The following is a 15,256-nucleotide window of genomic DNA, read 5'->3' as shown; positions in this document are numbered from 1 at the left end:
AAAAGCAGCCTTGAATCTGATTTGCTCCTAAAAGGGAATCCTTAGAGTCCACACCACCTAGAGCAGATTCGGGCGAACACCTGATGACGGAAAAGCAATTGCGGGCGAGAACATCGCTGCTGAAGGCAATGCTGTTGGTCTGTGCCCTGCTGATGGGCTACTCGGATCTCATCGCCACCAACGAAATATTGCAGCGCGGAATGGGCGAATTGAACCCGTTCATGCGGTTTACCCAGGAGTGGCTGGGTGAGTGGTGGCTCGTTGCCAAGCTGGGTTTGACCTATCTCATGATGTGGCTGCTTTGGCGCGGCAAGAGCGAACGCCAGATGGCCTATGTGGTCGCCTTCATTGCGACGCCCGTCTACAACAATCTGTTCATCCTCGCGGGCTCCAACTGAGCTGACGCAGTGCTGGTTGCCGGCCAACGCCGGTCACGCGGCTTGGCGCGGTGACCGGCGCCCTCTCTGTCGCACTGTTGTCACATCCCATTGATGTTTCGAAACATGTTCAGCCTGCGCGACCGAGGATCGCGTTGGACAAGGCGCCGCAAACAGCCCTAAGCTTGCTCTATCGCGACAAGTGAGGCTGCCACGCGCGGCTCTGACGATGAACTGGTCCTACTATCTCGTGGGCGGCGCTGTTGCCCTGCTCCTTCTCGCCTATCGCCTGCATGGCGGGCTGTTCAGGCGGGATTCGCTGCGGGACGAGCGACTGAATCGACTGATCGATGAACGCATCGATCGCATGGACCTGAAGCGCGAGAAAAAGCACGAGCTGTCCCAGCCATAGCAGTGGCCGGCCGTGCCTCGTCGCGTGGATGTTCAGTCCGCCGAGATCGACCGTCGACCACAGCAGCCGCGCCAGCTCGCAGGCGAATAGGGCAGCTCAGGGCATGGCGAAGCGAGCTTCGAGGATGCTGCACTGGCCGGACCATGGTTCTTCGACGCAGACGCCGCCGCAGTCCGCTGCTGCAAATCTCTTGATGACCCTGTGAACGTTGACCGTCCCGCTGCCGATGTCGGCTTCAAACCGAAGTGCCTGGGCATCGAGTCCTCCATCCATATCGACACGGCTTGTGCCGCGCGTCGTCCCCGGAATCAACCCGAGCACGTGGTTGCGATTCAATCAAAGCGCTTCGCTTGATTGCCCACAAGTACAGAGAGAACCGTACTATTCCGGTCTTCAGCAGATGCCCACGTCATCGATCGCGCGCACCCGAACGGCATGCTGTGCGGCATCGAGGGCGCGATGTACCTCGGTCAACGCGACGACGCGCTGCACGCCAAACAGAAAACGACGAAGTGAGCACAGCAAAGCGAAGTACATCGCCAGAACTGGCGCTACTGCGGGTCGCGCCGCAGCGCCTGCGGGCTTGCCGAGCGGCAGCAACGATCTCGTCGCGTTGCCGGGGTTCCGAAACGACGCCCGCCGTCCTGCTCCTTGGCAGGAATCGTGGGAGCATCCCCGTAGCATCACCCATCTCTCGCCTTGGTTCTGTTCTTGCAGCCCGAAACGGGGTATGCAGAATATCGGATGGGACATCAGCCAATGACCTACTTGATCCTTGCCCGGGACGGCACCAGCCAAATCGTGTTGAAGCGCGACAGCGAAGACGCGGCCGAGAAGAAGGCGCGCGAGCTGAAGGAGATGGGGTGGTTCGAGGTCGAGGTCCGCGAGGACAAGGCCGGCACGATAGCCGCCACGCTGACCGATCGGCCCCAGACCCTTCAATAGCGGCGCGATGAACCTTTGCCGGATGGCCCTTACACATGTGTGAGGAGCCCACGATGTCCGACACAGCACATTACCGCTTCCAGTCCGATCAGGCGCGACGGCTGGCCCGCCAGGTCACCGACACCTCGGTGCGTGAGAAGCTGCTCGAAATGGCCGATGAGTATGGCCGCTACGCCGACCTGATCGAGGCACGCAGCGCCGAGCCAGCCGCCGTTGCGCTGGCAGCCCACTAGGCTGAACCCACCCCTCCGGCCGGACCGATTAAGGTCAGGAAGCTGACGCGGACAAATCTCCCAAACTTTCAAACCTGCCCTTCACGCACGGTCTTAAGCGGCTGCCAAATCCGCGCGAAAACGCCTGAGGATTTGTTCGGAACATTATGCCCCCTCACGCGATTTTCTCCGCATGAGGGTACGCGAAGCCAACCGCAATTTACTGCTCCTGGGCAGCTTCACGCTGCTCAGCATGGCCGCTGCCGGCCTCGTTGCCCTGCTCGATCCGGCACCCGCACCGGCGAACGCCGCGCCGCGGCCGGCCGCGAATCAGGCACCGGCTGGTGGTCAGGCGCCGGTCCGGATCGTCGGTACCCCGTTCGTCCCGAACACCAATCCGCGGCAGCGCTGACCGCCCGCGCGCCCCGGGAATGTCACAATTATGTCACCGCACCTGTGAAACAGGCGTCTTCGTCAACCATCATGATGGCGAGTGCTTGATTCCGCACGGTTGCTTTGCTGGAATCCGCGCGCTCAAGGTGCGCCATGAAGTGGATGAAAGAACGCGATCTCCTGATCGCGCAGACAATGGCCTTCGTACAGTCGGTGAAAGGCAAGCTGCCCGACGCCGAGCTGCCGACGCCTGCCCAGCGGACGCCTGCGCCGCCGGCCCCTGCACCACTGCCCGCCACCCCGACGGCCGTGACCGAGGCCGCAGTGGAGGCAAAGGCCGCACTGGAGATCAAGCCGGCGGCCGAGGCCCCAAGGGCGGTCATGCCGCCGCCGCTTCCGGTGCCGACCGTGCTCGAGGGCCTGCCCCCAGCACCTGCGCCTTTGACGGTAACGGTCGTCGAAGTCCCGCCGCCCCCGGCACAGCCGCCGCAATTTGCAAAACTCGACATCAGCGGCGACTTCGGATCCGAGGTGCGGGAGCGGGTGGCCAATTTCCGCGCCCAGCAGCAGCGCTTCCTCAGGGAGCGCGAGGAATATTGCACCACGACCATGGCCAAGGTCCGCGCCGCGATCCGCGACAACAGCGAGCTGCCGCGCTCCGGCAAGTAACCAGCGCCCTTCCTCCGGACCCTCGAGCTTCAGCCCCGCGCGCCTGATCTGACCGGCTCGGTCAGGAAGCGTCCGCTCGACTGCCCCAGCGCCGGCTCTTCCATCGCGTCAACGCCCGGCTGCCCGCCTTCCACCATCGATCGCAGACCGGCCATCGCCTGGGTCATACGTTCGGCAAATTTGGCTGCGGCGCCATCGAGGAACGCCCTGTCCTTCGGCTTCGGCTTGGCGATCCGCAGCTCGAAACGGGACGTTCCGTCCGGGCCGTCCAGAACGGCCCGTGTCATGATGATGCGCGGCGCGCCGGGCACCGGCAGCGTGATGCCGACCGTGAAGTAATCGACCGGACGCCAGTCGAGCGTCTCCTCGACGTTGGTATGGTTGCCGTGCGCGCAATGATTTTTGGTGCCGACACCGCGGCGCCCCTTGCCAGACTCCTCGACGATGTCGTCGGCGTCCCACCATTTCCGCCATTGCCCGGGCACGGTGATGAACTCCCACACCGTCTGCCGCGGCGCGGCGATGTCGAACTCCAGGATAGCGTAGGCGTCGTCGCGCGTCACCTCCATTCGCGTTTGCGCATCGTCCTGCTGCCACGCCGCTTCGAGATCGCGCGCCCACAGCGTCACGTCGCCGATGATGTCGATGGTCTCCTGATGCGGGATGAGACCCTGCGCCACCGGATCGACGCCCATGGCGCGGATCGCCGCATCGCTGTAGAGCGCGTAGGCGCGCCCGCCGAGCTTCTCGCCGACGCTATTCTTGAGCAGTCGGTGCACCAGGATGACATCGCGCCCGGCGAGCTCCTCCCTGCCGCCCATCTTCTGCTTCACCATCTCGCCGTGATGGATCACGAACTTGAAATCGAGGTCGCCCATCGCGACGCAGGCCTTGCACTCGCAGGTCGAGGCCTGGCGGATGTCGCGCAGGCGGCGGCGGAATTTGAAATAGGCGCCCTCGATCGCATCCTGCAGCAACGAGCCGTCGATCGTCCCGGTCGAGTAGACGAATGCGGCATCGCCCTCGAACTTGGCGAGGCGAAATGGCGGGCGCAGGCCTTTCACCACCACGTCCATGAAATCGGCGATGATATCCTGCGCATGGTCGAGCTCGACCGCCGCCAGGAAGTTGGTGTAGCCGGAGATGTCGGCAATGGCGAAATATGCCGCTTCAGCCTTCGGAAGCATCGAGACCTCCAGCGCAACCGGTTCACGCCGCATAAGTGGATACGCAATCATACCACACAGAGGGGAGTTAACATGAAATTCGTTGCTGCCGCCGCATTGGCACTTGTTGGCTGGCTTGTCGGCCTCAATTCCGCAAGCGCGCAGGAAGCCGCCGCGAAGACGACGCCGACGACCAAAATTCTCGCCATCGGCACCATCAATCCCGGTTTTGAACAAGCGCAGGTGCGCGCCGTTCTACCGGAGGAAGTTCGCGAAACCGTCGATCTCTACCTCGCCGGCAAGATCGAGCAGTGGTACTCGCTCGAGGGAAAGCCGGGCGTGGCCTTCATCATCAACGTCACCGATCCGGCGGTCGCTCACGAGATGCTGGAAAAGCTGCCGTTGGGAAAAGCCCATATGATGAGCTTCGAACTGATCCCGATCGGCCCGCTCAACCCGCTTCGCTTCTTGCAGGGCATGCAGCCGAAGCCTTGAGATATCCGGCGGCATGCTTGAGCGTCTCATGCGCGAGCGCTGCTAGCGGCTGCCGATCGTCTGCAGCACCGGCAGCAGATGCTTTGCGAACTCGCCCGGGTTCTCGCTCATCGGAAAATGACCGAGACCTTTCATGATGGTGGCCTTGGCTCCGGCGATGCTGTTCGCCACCGCAAGCGTCTCCTCCGGCGTGCAGGAATAATCGTACTCGCCGGACAGCAGGAACAGCGGGCAGCGTTCGGTGTCGATCTCGGCGACGCGGGCGCGGATATCGCCGTCGATCTTGTAGAAATAGAGGTCGCCCTTGAACACGCCGGGCCCGCCTTGCATGTAGTGCCAGAGCGTCTCCCACCTGTCGCGGGCGCGTCGGGACCGACGAAGCCCGAGACGATGGCGGCAGCGACCTCGCCGCCATGCACGTCCGGCCGGTGCAGGAAATTCAGGTCGTAATAGGGATCGACATGCGCGCCGGCCTGCAGGCCGATGATGGCGCGGAAGCGCTCGGGGTGCTCGAGCGCAAGATGCAGCGCGATCCGGCCGCCGATCGAGCAGCCGATCACGATCGGCTTGTCGAGGTCGAGCGCGTCGACCACGGCCAGGATCATCGCGGTGTATTGCGCCGAGGTGAGCTGGTACTCCTCGTCGTGCCAGCCTTGCGGTGGCGACGACTTGCCGTGCCAGGGCATGTCGAAGGCAATGACGCGATGGTTGCGGGTGATGCGCTCATCGTTCATCAGGCCGCGATATTGCCGCCCGTCGGCGCCTGCGGTGTGCAGGCAGAGCAGCGGCGTGCCCTCGCCCGCCTCCTCGACATAGACGCGATGCGGACGGCCCGACAGTTCGAGCTGCATGTAGCGGCCGATGATCGGCTCGAATTTGGCGCTCATGCGGCCGCTCCCTCGCGACGCAGCTTGCCGAGCGCCTCCTTGAAGTAACGCAGGTTCGCCATGAAGATTTGCAGCTCGCCCTCGGCCTTCAGCACGCGGCGCTTGATCAGCGCCATCAAGTCGTTGGAGCCCGGCGGCGGCCGCTTTTCACAAAACCGGTCCCACTCCTCGTCCGAGGTGCGCAGCGCGAACGACGACGACGGCATCACGAACGGGCCCTTGGTCACCGCGACGATCCGGCCCTCATGGATCGCGATCAGCCAGGAAGCCTTGCCGATCTCGAGCAGGAATGTCGTTGTGAGATAGCGGCCGCGCCGCACCAGGCCGGCGTCGCAATTGACCCGTTCCTTCAGCATCTCGATCATGGCGCTCCACCCGCTTGACGGCCCGTCTGCGCGGACCGCGGCGGGCATTTGTTCTGCCGGCAATGATGGAAGGAATGCGGGTGCCGTCAATCGGTGCCGGCGTCGCGCGGCCACGGCGTTTTCGCGCGGGCCGCCACATACAGATTTTGGCTGGAGCCGGGAGATCTAAAGCCAGGACCAGACCAGCGCCACGTTGGCGGCGCAGGCCGCGAGCAGCACAACCGCAAGCGCGAGCTGCACGCGTTCGTAGGGGGGCTGGTGGATCGCTCTCATGGGTCGGAGCATCCGGCGATTCTACCCGGAGAGTCCCGGGGATTCTTTTTTCCGGGATTTACCACCCGTTAAAGACTCAGGCCCCTCCGCCAAAGGGCCGAAATGACTCATATTTTCAGTTGCTTGCTCCGGATGCTTGCCTGGAGCTTGCTCACGGTTCCGTGATTGGAACGGCGAATTCGCAGGAAACCCGGAACCGGTGCCGGCGTTGTCGTCGGTTGTTTGGGGAAACGACGAATGCCGTACGCGCTGTTCTATCAAGACGCCAAGCTCAGCAAGGCGTATCCGACCGAGGCCGATGTCTGGAAGCTCGCCAGGAAATCCGGGCTGGTGGTGGATGCCATCTCGGAAGAGGAAAACTCCTCACCCCGTCCGGTGCTGGACAATGATTACGAGATCCGCGCCTGCCAGCTCGACCCCAACGAGGACCCGGTCAAGAACAAGGCCGATGCCGATCGGGAGGCACGCCTGGAGCCGCGGTTGAATTAGCGACACTGGTCCGGCCCGGCCCGCGTGGCGGGCCGGATGCCGATAATACGATCACCTTGCCTACGGCGTCGCCGTCGCCAGCGAGGCCTGTTCGGCGGCAAGCGAAACGCAAATCTTCCGCCGATGCAGACCCCGGATCGACCCCGTCACCTTGAGCACCTTGCCGGCGGAACAGGACGCGTCCTGCACCAGCACGACTTCATACGGCGCGAGAACCAAGGGTTCGGATTTGAGGATCGTCTGGGCAACGCACGGCACAGCGACCGCAGAGAGGATCAGCCCTAACGCAAAGCTACGCATGTTTGTTTGTTTGTCCACCAGCCCCGGCGTTCGCATAATAACGCATCACGATGAAAGTTCCGTGCAATGCAGGAATTATTTTTTTGCATTGCACGATCAGGCGTGAATGCCGGCTGAACAAGCAAACGTCAGGCCAACAAAAACATCAGGCTAACGAAAAAGGCCGACCCGAAGGCCGGCCTTTCGATGTCGCCGTTATAGCGATCTGGATCAGTAGCGGGAGCCGACCGGACCGCCCCAACCGAAGCGGTAGTTGACCCCGAGCTTGACGGTATGCTCGTCGTTCCGGAAGCTCGTGCCGACGAGGTCGGCCGGGCCGCTGGTGAAGTTGGTCTTGCCGAAATTGTAGTACTGGTATTCGGCCTTGGCCGACCAATTCGGGGCGAACATGTATTCAAGGCCCGCGCCGACCGTGTAGCCGTCCTTGTGGCCGCCATCGGTGGTGAAGGCCGCCGGCACGCCGCCGACCGTCGCCGTGATGTTGTTGTTGTCGCGCCAGGCATAGCCGCCCTTGGCGTAGAGCAGCGCCGGGCCCCAGGTGTAGCCGAGGCGGCCGGTCACCGAACCGAGCTGGTCGGTGTTGCCGTTGACGAGCGTTCCGCCGGGGAGCAGCACGCCATTGCTCGCGGAGCTCGGCAGCCAGGAGTACTGCGCCTCGACACCCATCACCCAGTTGGGAGCGAACTGATAGTCGAAGCCACCCTGCACGCCACCCATGAAGCGCGCATCGCTGCCCATCAGGTTGTTGCCGTCGGTGAACGCGCCGCCGACATGGCCGCCGATATAGAAACCGGTCCAGTTGTAGACGAGCGCCGGTGCAGTATAGGGCGGCGGCGCCTTGGTATAGGTCCGGGCCGGGATGTCAGCCGCAAACGCCGGGCCCGCAAAGGCGGCCAGCGCGGCTGTGCCGAACAAAAACTTCTTCATCTCTGATCCCCGTTACGAACGCTGCGCTGTTAAACCAAACAACGTGACGCCAATTAGGTTGCTTTGGGGCAATGCCGGACCCGTGATGTTTCTGAGCTGTGACGGGGTCGCAACAACGCCCGTTTGTTCCCTGGCACAGAAGGTTTTTTCACCGGTTAAGCAGCCGCATTTCGGCTGGATGTATGTCGCAAACGGCAAAGTTGAAGTTCAATGCTCCGCGAAAAGTGATCGGATTTCGCTAAGGATTCGATCAGGCTACGGTCAGACCTGCTGCGACAAGCCGCTGCGCCCTTTTCCGGATCACGCCTTAGCGCGACATCTTCTCCAGATCCGGAAATGCCGCGTAGGACGCCCCGGCGCAGGACTCGGCGGCGTTGTCGAGGATGCGGTCGAGCCGGCCGTCGACGAACATGACGCCCCGCTCCCGGGCCGGGCGGTAGTTGCCGTCGGTTTCCTTCGCGCTGTAGCGCAGGCACACCACGTAGCGCAGCCGGCCGCCGACCGTGCGCTGCACCGGCTCGGCGATCCCGGCCTCGCGGACCCCAACCGGGTTGTTCAGATAGGTCCGCATGAAGGCAAGGATCTGGTCGCGGTACCTGTCCGGGAACGGCTGGTTGGCGACGCCGCGATCATCGGTGAAGGTGGTCGGCCCGCCGCCGTCATCGCTGGTGAGGCAGCCGGCGAGCGGGATCGAGAGCAGCGCGATTGCTGCCAGTTTTGATGAAGTCCGCAAAGTCAGCTGTTTCATGTTGCCCCGGCCGCGTCTCATAGACCGACAGGCCGCGAAAGGGAATTCGCAACTCGGTTATTCACGCGGGCCACCACTGAAGCCCGGACGCACTCCGGCCCGCCGCCATTGGGGAAGCAATGGACGGACGGGCCGGTTCTGCATCCCTGCGCAAAGGCCTTGCCTTTGTCGCTGGGAACGCAGCGGGGCAATGTGGATCGAACTACGCCCCTCGGATCAGGTTCAGCCGCGCTTGATCAGCCGCGCTTGGCCGGCACGACGTGCTTGGTCGCGATCTTCGCCGACACGTGCTTGGAGGCGTGCTTGGTCGCATGCTTCGGCGACTTCACCTTCAGCATGCCCATGTGCTTGTGGTGGCGATGATGGCGATAGTGCTCGTGGTGCATCTTGGCGTTGGCGTTGCGCACCTTCGAGGGCAGCTGCTCGCTCTTGATCACGGGGGCAGCCTTGGTCGCCGGAGCAGTCGTCGCCGGGGCGGTCGTGGTTGCCGGCGCGGGGGTTGCGGTCTTGCTGGTTTCGGCGGCGAGCGCGGGCGCTGCGATCACGGACATGGCGAGCAGCGCGGCGGAAATGGACTTCAGCATTGTGGTCCTCCTCTTCGGGATCGAGAGGTCTCCGGCCGGATGGTCGGCCTCACCGATCAATGCACGCGACCTTAGGGGCCGCGCACTGAACCCGTTCTGAAGGGCGCTGACGGAATTCATTCATGTGAATGACATCTTGGTCATGTTGCCCGCCGCGCCGATCGATCGTGGGATCACGCAATCGTGGGATCGGGCGGGAATGTTCGGCAGCTCCGGGTGTTCAAGTCATCAGGCTTCGGTGTAGGATTACCGAGCACGATCAGGAACGATCAGGAGCAATCAGGAATGAGCAAGACGACGAAGTTTTTGGGCCTCGCAGTGCTCTCGATGACGCTCGCCGCCGGGCCGGTCATCTCGGCCTACGCCGCAGGCAGCGACAATCCCTCGCCGCCGGCTTCCGACAGCGGCAGCAGCAAGGGCAAGAAGGCGGCCAAGAAGGACAAGAGCTCCGCGATCGACGATCAGAAGTTCCTGGCCGGCTATCACGCCGCCTATGCCACGATCTACGACAAGCACGACTACACCGCCGCGATCGAGCAGCTGAAGGCGCTCGGCCAGGACGACCGCGCCGACGTCGCCAACCTAATCGGCTACTCCTATCGCAAGCTCGGCGACTACAAGGTCTCGCAGATCTGGTACGAGCGCGCGCTGAAGGCCGACCCGGCCCATGTGCGGACCTGGCAGTATTACGGCCTCTGGCAGGTCGAACAGGGCAACCGCGACCAGGCGCAATACCACCTGAACCGCATCGCCCAGCTCGCCGGCACCAACAGCGACGAATATCGCTCGCTCGCCGCGGCGCTGGAGAAGCCCCCGGGCACCGGCCTGGTTTACTGAGCAAGCGAACCGTTCAAAACATCAAGCCGGCGCAGTCATCATGACGCGCCGGCTTTTTGCTGAGTGGGATGAGCAGACCCCTCACGACGCAGCCGCGATCCCGACCATGCGCCGGCGGCGACGTGGCATGCCGATATCAAGACTCATGCCCGTCAGGCCGTCTCAGGACCTGGGGCATCCGCAGGATTGCGGGTCGAACTTACGGGTAGTGCTCGAGGCGCCGGTCGGGCTTTTGCGGACGGCTGGCGCCGATCGTGTTGCCGGCCGCAGCTTCCCCCGGCTTCGCCGGGCGGGCGGTCTTCTCGATCGGCGGTCCGCTGTCGCCGGTCATCTTGCTGTTGTTCAGCGCCTGGCCGGTGGTGATCAGATTGGCGGCCTGCCCGCCCCCCGTCGAACCGGCCGACGGACCGGAGCTCTGCGCCAACACGGTTCCGGACAGCACCAATGCCGCCATCAGTATTGCCGCGTTGACTGTCATGGAGGGGGCCTTCTGCACACGAATGATGCACGGCAACGCGCCGCTGCCACAGACGTTCCTCCGGCTCCATCATTTAAGGTAAATACGTGGCGAACTCCCGGGCCCTGCCCCAGCCTGCGGCTGGAGCACACAGGCGGATTGCCGGGGCTGCCGGCCGCTTTCAACCGACAGCCCGTCGTGCCCGGAATGGCGATCCCTTATTTCGCCTTCTGGATCGCCGTGACGGTGTAGCCGCCGTCGCCCTCCTGAGCCTCGAACCTGACCTTGTCGCCGACCTTCACCTGCTTCAGCAACGCGGGATCCTTGACCCGGTAGACCATCGTCATCGGCTCCTCCATGCCAAGGCTCTTGGCCGGACCATGCTTGAGCGTGATCTTGCCCGCGCCCTCGTCGATCTTCTTGACCTCGCCGTTGATATCAGCGGCCTGCGCGAGCGCGGCACCCAGGCTCAGAGCCAATGTGAGCAGGCCGGCGCCTGCAAGGTGGATCATCCTGTTCATCGTTGTCGTCCTTCTTGTCGCTGGTTTCATTTCACGATGACGCGGCCGGTCATCCCGTAGTCGCGGTGATCGGGGATCAGACACGAATATTCGAACGTCCCGGTCTTGGTGAACTTCCAGACGATCTCCGCGGTCTTCTTCGGCGCGAGCCGGACGCCGTTCGGATCGTCATGCTCCATATGCGGATGCTTCTTCATGACTTCGGCGTGCTTCAGATTCTCCCCGGTGGTCGCGAGCAGGAATTCATGATCCTCGGTGCCGGCATTCTTGATCACGAAGCGGATCTGTTCGCCGCGCTTGACCTCAATGCGGAACGGGGTGAACTCCATCTCCTTCATCTCGACCTCGACCGTGCGCGACGGCTTGCTCGGATCTCCGGGCTCGCCGGCCGAATAGGATTGGTGATCGTGTTTTTCGTGGCCATGCGACGGTACTGCTGCGATCGACAGCGCAATCAGCGCGACGCCGATGCTGGTGAGGTGTTTCATTGGATTCTCCATTCTGTGATTGATGCGTGCTTGTCCTGGGATGGCGCGTTGATCCGCTACATCTTCATTCCCTTCATCGATGGCTTGGTCTTTCGCTCGCCAGCCGGCGGCTGACGCGCGGGCTCGGCCGCCGGCGCGTCGACCTCGTAGGCAACCGTGCCCGGCGGATAGTTGTAGGGACCGGGATCGGCGTAATCGTCGCGGCCGAGCCCCTCGCGGATCTTCATCACCGTGAACATGCCGCCCATCTCGATCGGGCCGAATTGTCCGGTACCCGTCATCATCGGCAGCGTGTTGTCGGGCGCGGGCATCTCCATGTTGCCCATTGCCATCCCGGTCGATCCCATCACCATGGCGTCGGGCGCGAGCTTGCCGACGGCCTTCGCCAGATCCTTTCGCGACACGCCGATGAAATTGCGCACGTCATGTCCCATCGCGTTCATGGTGTGGTGCGACTTGTGGCAGTGGAACGCCCAGTCGCCCGGATTGTCGGCGAGCATGTCGAAGGCCCTGACGGCGCCGACCGGCACGTCGGTCGTGGTCTCCGGATATTGCGCACTCTCCGGCACCCAGCCGCCGTCGGTGCAGGTCACCGCGAAATTGTGCCCGTGCACATGGACCGGATGGTTGGTCATGGTCAGATTGCCGATCCGCACGCGGATCCTGTCGCCGAGCCGGATCGGCATCGGATCGATGCCGGGATAGACGCGGCTGTTCCAGGTCCACATGTTGAAGTCGGTCATCTCGTTGACCTTCGGCAAGTATGTGCCGGGGTCGATCAGGTAGCTGCTCATGATGAAGACGAAGTCGCGATCCACCGGACGGAACGCCGGATCGCGCGGGTGCACGATGAACATGCCCATCATGCCCATCGCCATCTGCACCATCTCGTCGGAATGCGGGTGGTACATGAAGGTCCCGCTGTGCTTCATCTCGAACTCGTAGACGAAGGTCTTGCCCGGCGTGATGTGTGGCTGGTTGAGCCCGCCGACGCCATCCATGCCTGCCGGCACGATCATGCCGTGCCAATGCACCGTGGTATGTTCAGGCAATTTGTTGGTGACGAAGATGCGGACCTTGTCGCCCTCGACCGCCTCGATCGTCGGCCCCGGCGCCTGGCCGTTATAGCCCCAGAGATTGGCCTTCATGCCGTCGGCGAATTCGCGCACCACGGGCTCGGCGACGAGATGGAATTCCTTCCAATCGCCGTTCATCCGCCATGGCAGCGACCAGCCGTTGAGCGTGACGACGGGCCGGTAATCGGGCCCGCTGGTCGGATGCAGCGGCGGCTGCATCACCGCTTTGTCCATGGTCGGTGCCTCCGGAATGGCGGCGGCCTGCACCCGGCCGCTGACTGCGCTTGCCGTCACCAGCGCCGCGGTGCCGAGAAATCCACGTCGTGAGAACATTGTGTTGTCTCCGTTCAGTGATCGCCGGCCGCGGGCTGCGCGGCCGAGGCGATGGAAGATGGTGTCGATGGCCCGCCCGCCGGGCCGCCGCCGTTGATCGCAGTTTGCAGATCGGATTGCGCCAGCCAGAAGTCGCGCCTGGCATCGATCGCCGCGCGCAGCGAGGTGAGCCGCTGCCGCGCCTCGGTCAGCAGCGCGAACACGTCGACCTGCATGCTGGAGAAGCGCAGCTGCATCTCCTCGGTGATGATCTGTCGCAGCGGCAGCACCTCGCGCTGGTAATGGCGCGCGATGTCATAAGCCGAGCGGTAGACGCGATAGGCGTCGCGCGCCTCGGAGCGGACGTTGATCGCCTTCTCGGTCAGGCGGTTCATCGCCTGCCGGTAGGTCTCGGCCGCCTGCCGGACGCGCACCTCGCCCCCGTCGAAGATCGGGATCTGGAACTGGACGTCGAAGCCGCGTTCCCTGAACGGCGGTCCTTCCGGGTCTTGCGTTCGCCTGCCGATACCGGCGACGTCGAGCAGCGTGACGAAGCGCGTCGCCTCGGTGAGATCGAGCGCCTTGGCGAGCGCCATGATCTCCATCCGAGCAATCTGCAGATCGACGCGATGACCGACCGCGGCGACCTCGATCGACGGCGCGTCCTGCGGTCGCTTCGGCAGCACGGGCAGCTTGCCCGGAATCCGGAAGCCGAGATTGCCGTCCCACAATCCGAACAGGCGTGCCAGCCGCTCGCGTGAGCTCGCCGCATTCTGCCGCGCGCTGGCGAGATCGGCGGTGATCTCGGCGTTGAACACCTGCTCGCGGGCCTGGTCGAGCTTGTTCATGCCGCCGGTCTCGCCGAGCTTCCTGGCGAGCTGCGCGGTCGACTCGGCGGTCGCCTTTGCATCCGTCAGCAGCACGACCGTCTCGTTTGCGGCGACCGCCGCGACATGGCTGCGCCGCACCTCGGCAGCGAGCCGCAAGGTGGCAAGTGCGGCCTTGAGCTGCGCCTGATGGAAGCGTTCGCGCGCAATCTCGGAGCGCGCCGGCAGAGTCGCGAGCGCCAGGATGTCGCCGACCACCTGCCGCTCGACCTCGCTGGCGCCGTTTCCGGTGATGCGCGAGATCGAGAAGGTCGGGTTCGGCGGCAGGCTGTCGGCGACAAGATCGGTCTCCGCCAGCGCCAGATCGTTATAGGCGGCCTGCAAGCCCTTGTTGTTCAGCAGCGCGACCTGCACGGCGGCATCCGCCGTCAGGTTGCGGGCGAGCAGCCGCTTCATTGCGGCGTCGGCGGTCGCCGCCTCGTCCGCGGTGCGAACGAAGGCGACGTCCTTGCCGATCGCCTTCACGGTCACCTCGGAGACGACGCCCATGCCGGTGTCGGGCGAGAACGAAGCGCATCCCGCGAGCGCAGATGTCAGCAGCAGGATCGGCGCGATAGCCAGATGTCGCATGGCGCCCTCCTACCGGTCCGGTTCGGTTGGCGGCGTCACGCCGTCATTGCGCTCGCGCCAGGGCAGCGGCGTCGACGGACGCAGGCTCTCGTAAGGCGCGATCGTCGAGCGGTAGCCGACGCCGGCCGTGCGCGCCGACGGATTTGCAGGATTGCCTGCGACGGCGACCGGCCTTGCATCGGAGATGCAGCCGGCGAGCGGCGCGGTCATGAGGATGGCCGCCGCCATCCGCGACAGGAATGTGGGGAGCGCGCGCCGGCCAAGCCTGTTGCCGAGCCTGTTGCCAAGCCTGGTGGCCACGGCGGCGAGCCTCGCCCCGAGATGCGAAAACATGGATCTATCCCGATCATCAATGAGTCACAGGCATGCGCACGCGAGCGCGCGGCGCAGCCACGATGTCAGCTGAGGATCAGACGATGGGGGGACGATAGTGCCGCGCAAGCGCCTCGCTGCGCAAGCTCTGAATGACCTCGGCGAGACGGGTCGCGATCGGATGCGTGGGGCCGGCGACGAACGGCAGATCGGTTGGCAGCGCCGACACGCACATCAAGGCGCAGCACGGCCCCGGCGCACTCTTGCCGTCATGGCCGTGCTTTGCGGGTTGCGCACCATCGTCCGCGTGATGCATGTGCATGCCGCCATGATCGTGGGTCGCATGATCGTGCGCAGCATGCTCGGCATGCATCATCGGCATTGAGCCATCGTGCATATGCATCGCGGCGGCCGGCTCGACCTCGTCGGTCAGGCACGGAAACGGTGCCCCGAATGCGAGCGCAAAGGACGGCGCGAGCACGCAAAACAGATAGGCCAGTATGATGGAACATCCCGCCCGCGGCCGCCCTCGCCTGTTCAGTCGCACCAACACC

24 protein-coding genes and 1 pseudogene are annotated in these 15,256 nt (G+C 64.0%); 9 read left to right on the top strand and 16 right to left on the bottom strand.

Going from position 1 to position 15,256, the window contains the following annotated elements; translation table 11 throughout:
* The first annotated feature begins 83 nt into the window (after window positions 1–83).
* Window positions 84–398 (top strand): DUF5658 family protein, encoded by a 315-nt coding sequence (locus FNJ47_RS36920; protein WP_236000302.1) that lies wholly within the window; start codon window positions 84–86, stop codon window positions 396–398.
* Window positions 399–606: 208 nt separating this feature from the next.
* Entirely contained in the window at window positions 607–789 is a 183-nt protein-coding gene (locus FNJ47_RS36915; RefSeq protein WP_163160797.1) for a hypothetical protein, read from the top strand.
* A gap of 96 nt (window positions 790–885) precedes the next feature.
* Here the strand turns inward: FNJ47_RS36915 and FNJ47_RS36910 are convergent, their stop codons facing one another.
* Together FNJ47_RS36910 and FNJ47_RS36905 are read right to left on the bottom strand one after the other, a co-directional pair.
* Window positions 886–1,125 carry a hypothetical protein gene (locus FNJ47_RS36910; RefSeq protein WP_163160796.1) on the bottom strand — a complete coding sequence of 80 codons (240 nt, stop codon included), beginning with the start codon at window positions 1,123–1,125 and terminating at the stop codon, window positions 886–888.
* A gap of 57 nt (window positions 1,126–1,182) precedes the next feature.
* On the bottom strand, window positions 1,183–1,389 hold the full coding sequence (locus tag FNJ47_RS36905) for a hypothetical protein (RefSeq protein WP_163160795.1): 207 nt from the start codon (window positions 1,387–1,389) through the stop codon (window positions 1,183–1,185).
* Between the two features lie 159 nt (window positions 1,390–1,548).
* On the opposite strand from FNJ47_RS36905, the gene FNJ47_RS36900 reads away from it, so the two are divergent.
* The 4 genes from FNJ47_RS36900 to FNJ47_RS36885 all read left to right on the top strand — a co-directional run bounded on the left by FNJ47_RS36900 (window position 1,549) and on the right by FNJ47_RS36885 (window position 3,008).
* A complete protein-coding gene (locus FNJ47_RS36900) occupies window positions 1,549–1,734 on the top strand; it encodes a hypothetical protein (protein WP_163160794.1) in 186 nt (61 codons plus the stop codon).
* Window positions 1,735–1,787: 53 nt separating this feature from the next.
* Window positions 1,788–1,967 carry a hypothetical protein gene (locus FNJ47_RS36895; protein ID WP_163160793.1) on the top strand — a complete coding sequence of 60 codons (180 nt, stop codon included), beginning with the start codon at window positions 1,788–1,790 and terminating at the stop codon, window positions 1,965–1,967.
* Between the two features lie 172 nt (window positions 1,968–2,139).
* Entirely contained in the window at window positions 2,140–2,358 is a 219-nt protein-coding gene (locus tag FNJ47_RS36890) for a hypothetical protein (protein ID WP_163160792.1), read from the top strand.
* Between the two features lie 134 nt (window positions 2,359–2,492).
* Entirely contained in the window at window positions 2,493–3,008 is a 516-nt protein-coding gene (locus FNJ47_RS36885; protein ID WP_163160791.1) for a hypothetical protein, read from the top strand.
* Between the two features lie 29 nt (window positions 3,009–3,037).
* Here FNJ47_RS36885 and FNJ47_RS36880 read toward each other — a convergent pair whose 3' ends face one another.
* On the bottom strand, window positions 3,038–4,195 hold the full coding sequence (locus FNJ47_RS36880) for a DUF2652 domain-containing protein (protein ID WP_163160790.1): 1,158 nt from the start codon (window positions 4,193–4,195) through the stop codon (window positions 3,038–3,040).
* 72 nt (window positions 4,196–4,267) lie between these two features.
* Between FNJ47_RS36880 and FNJ47_RS36875 the strand changes: the two genes are divergently transcribed.
* Window positions 4,268–4,669: a hypothetical protein gene (locus FNJ47_RS36875; RefSeq protein ID WP_165446033.1), complete on the top strand. Its 402-nt coding sequence runs from the start codon at window positions 4,268–4,270 to the stop codon at window positions 4,667–4,669.
* Window positions 4,670–4,711: 42 nt separating this feature from the next.
* On the opposite strand, the pseudogene FNJ47_RS54830 reads toward FNJ47_RS36875, so the two are convergent.
* A pseudogene (locus FNJ47_RS54830) lies at window positions 4,712–5,556 on the bottom strand (alpha/beta fold hydrolase).
* Complete coding sequence (locus FNJ47_RS36865; RefSeq protein WP_236000301.1) at window positions 5,553–5,921, bottom strand: hypothetical protein; 369 nt, start codon at window positions 5,919–5,921, stop codon at window positions 5,553–5,555. The pseudogene FNJ47_RS54830 and the gene FNJ47_RS36865 overlap by 4 nt, the downstream one beginning before the upstream one ends.
* 510 nt (window positions 5,922–6,431) lie before the next feature.
* On the opposite strand from FNJ47_RS36865, the gene FNJ47_RS36860 reads away from it, so the two are divergent.
* A complete protein-coding gene (locus FNJ47_RS36860) occupies window positions 6,432–6,683 on the top strand; it encodes a hypothetical protein (protein WP_163160789.1) in 252 nt (83 codons plus the stop codon).
* A 60-nt stretch (window positions 6,684–6,743) separates the two neighbouring features.
* Here FNJ47_RS36860 and FNJ47_RS36855 read toward each other — a convergent pair whose 3' ends face one another.
* The 4 genes from FNJ47_RS36855 to FNJ47_RS36840 all read right to left on the bottom strand — a co-directional run bounded on the left by FNJ47_RS36855 (window position 6,744) and on the right by FNJ47_RS36840 (window position 9,242).
* Complete coding sequence (locus tag FNJ47_RS36855) at window positions 6,744–7,019, bottom strand: DUF6719 family protein (protein WP_236000300.1); 276 nt, start codon at window positions 7,017–7,019, stop codon at window positions 6,744–6,746.
* A gap of 174 nt (window positions 7,020–7,193) precedes the next feature.
* Complete coding sequence (locus tag FNJ47_RS36850; RefSeq protein ID WP_163160788.1) at window positions 7,194–7,910, bottom strand: outer membrane protein; 717 nt, start codon at window positions 7,908–7,910, stop codon at window positions 7,194–7,196.
* Window positions 7,911–8,217: 307 nt separating this feature from the next.
* Complete coding sequence (locus tag FNJ47_RS36845) at window positions 8,218–8,658, bottom strand: hypothetical protein (protein ID WP_229183157.1); 441 nt, start codon at window positions 8,656–8,658, stop codon at window positions 8,218–8,220.
* Between the two features lie 236 nt (window positions 8,659–8,894).
* Window positions 8,895–9,242: a His-rich protein BRANT gene (locus tag FNJ47_RS36840; protein ID WP_236000299.1), complete on the bottom strand. Its 348-nt coding sequence runs from the start codon at window positions 9,240–9,242 to the stop codon at window positions 8,895–8,897.
* Between the two features lie 285 nt (window positions 9,243–9,527).
* Between FNJ47_RS36840 and FNJ47_RS36835 the strand changes: the two genes are divergently transcribed.
* Window positions 9,528–10,079 (top strand): tetratricopeptide repeat protein, encoded by a 552-nt coding sequence (locus tag FNJ47_RS36835; RefSeq protein ID WP_163160786.1) that lies wholly within the window; start codon window positions 9,528–9,530, stop codon window positions 10,077–10,079.
* 199 nt (window positions 10,080–10,278) lie between these two features.
* Here the strand turns inward: FNJ47_RS36835 and FNJ47_RS36830 are convergent, their stop codons facing one another.
* From FNJ47_RS36830 to FNJ47_RS36800, 7 genes are all read right to left on the bottom strand, one after another.
* A complete protein-coding gene (locus FNJ47_RS36830) occupies window positions 10,279–10,557 on the bottom strand; it encodes a hypothetical protein (RefSeq protein ID WP_163160785.1) in 279 nt (92 codons plus the stop codon).
* Window positions 10,558–10,754: 197 nt separating this feature from the next.
* The gene (locus FNJ47_RS36825) at window positions 10,755–11,057 is read right to left on the bottom strand and encodes a copper-binding protein (RefSeq protein ID WP_163160784.1); all 303 of its coding nucleotides are present in this window, start codon (window positions 11,055–11,057) and stop codon (window positions 10,755–10,757) included.
* A gap of 26 nt (window positions 11,058–11,083) precedes the next feature.
* Window positions 11,084–11,545: a cupredoxin domain-containing protein gene (locus FNJ47_RS36820; protein ID WP_175068471.1), complete on the bottom strand. Its 462-nt coding sequence runs from the start codon at window positions 11,543–11,545 to the stop codon at window positions 11,084–11,086.
* A gap of 56 nt (window positions 11,546–11,601) precedes the next feature.
* Window positions 11,602–12,954, bottom strand: coding sequence for a multicopper oxidase family protein (locus FNJ47_RS36815; RefSeq protein WP_163160782.1), 1,353 nt, complete (start codon window positions 12,952–12,954; stop codon window positions 11,602–11,604).
* A gap of 14 nt (window positions 12,955–12,968) precedes the next feature.
* Window positions 12,969–14,390 carry a TolC family protein gene (locus tag FNJ47_RS36810; protein ID WP_163160781.1) on the bottom strand — a complete coding sequence of 474 codons (1,422 nt, stop codon included), beginning with the start codon at window positions 14,388–14,390 and terminating at the stop codon, window positions 12,969–12,971.
* Window positions 14,391–14,399: 9 nt separating this feature from the next.
* On the bottom strand, window positions 14,400–14,723 hold the full coding sequence (locus FNJ47_RS36805) for a hypothetical protein (RefSeq protein WP_163160780.1): 324 nt from the start codon (window positions 14,721–14,723) through the stop codon (window positions 14,400–14,402).
* A gap of 76 nt (window positions 14,724–14,799) precedes the next feature.
* Window positions 14,800–15,256 (bottom strand): hypothetical protein (locus tag FNJ47_RS36800; protein ID WP_347341763.1); only part of this gene is annotated, 457 nt, incomplete at its 5' end.

This window comes from Bradyrhizobium uaiense, from assembly GCF_010811875.1.
GTDB classification, from domain to species: domain Bacteria; phylum Pseudomonadota; class Alphaproteobacteria; order Rhizobiales; family Xanthobacteraceae; genus Bradyrhizobium; species Bradyrhizobium uaiense.
Note: the sequence above shows the minus strand (reverse complement) of the source record. Positions and strands in the feature narration are given on the sequence as shown.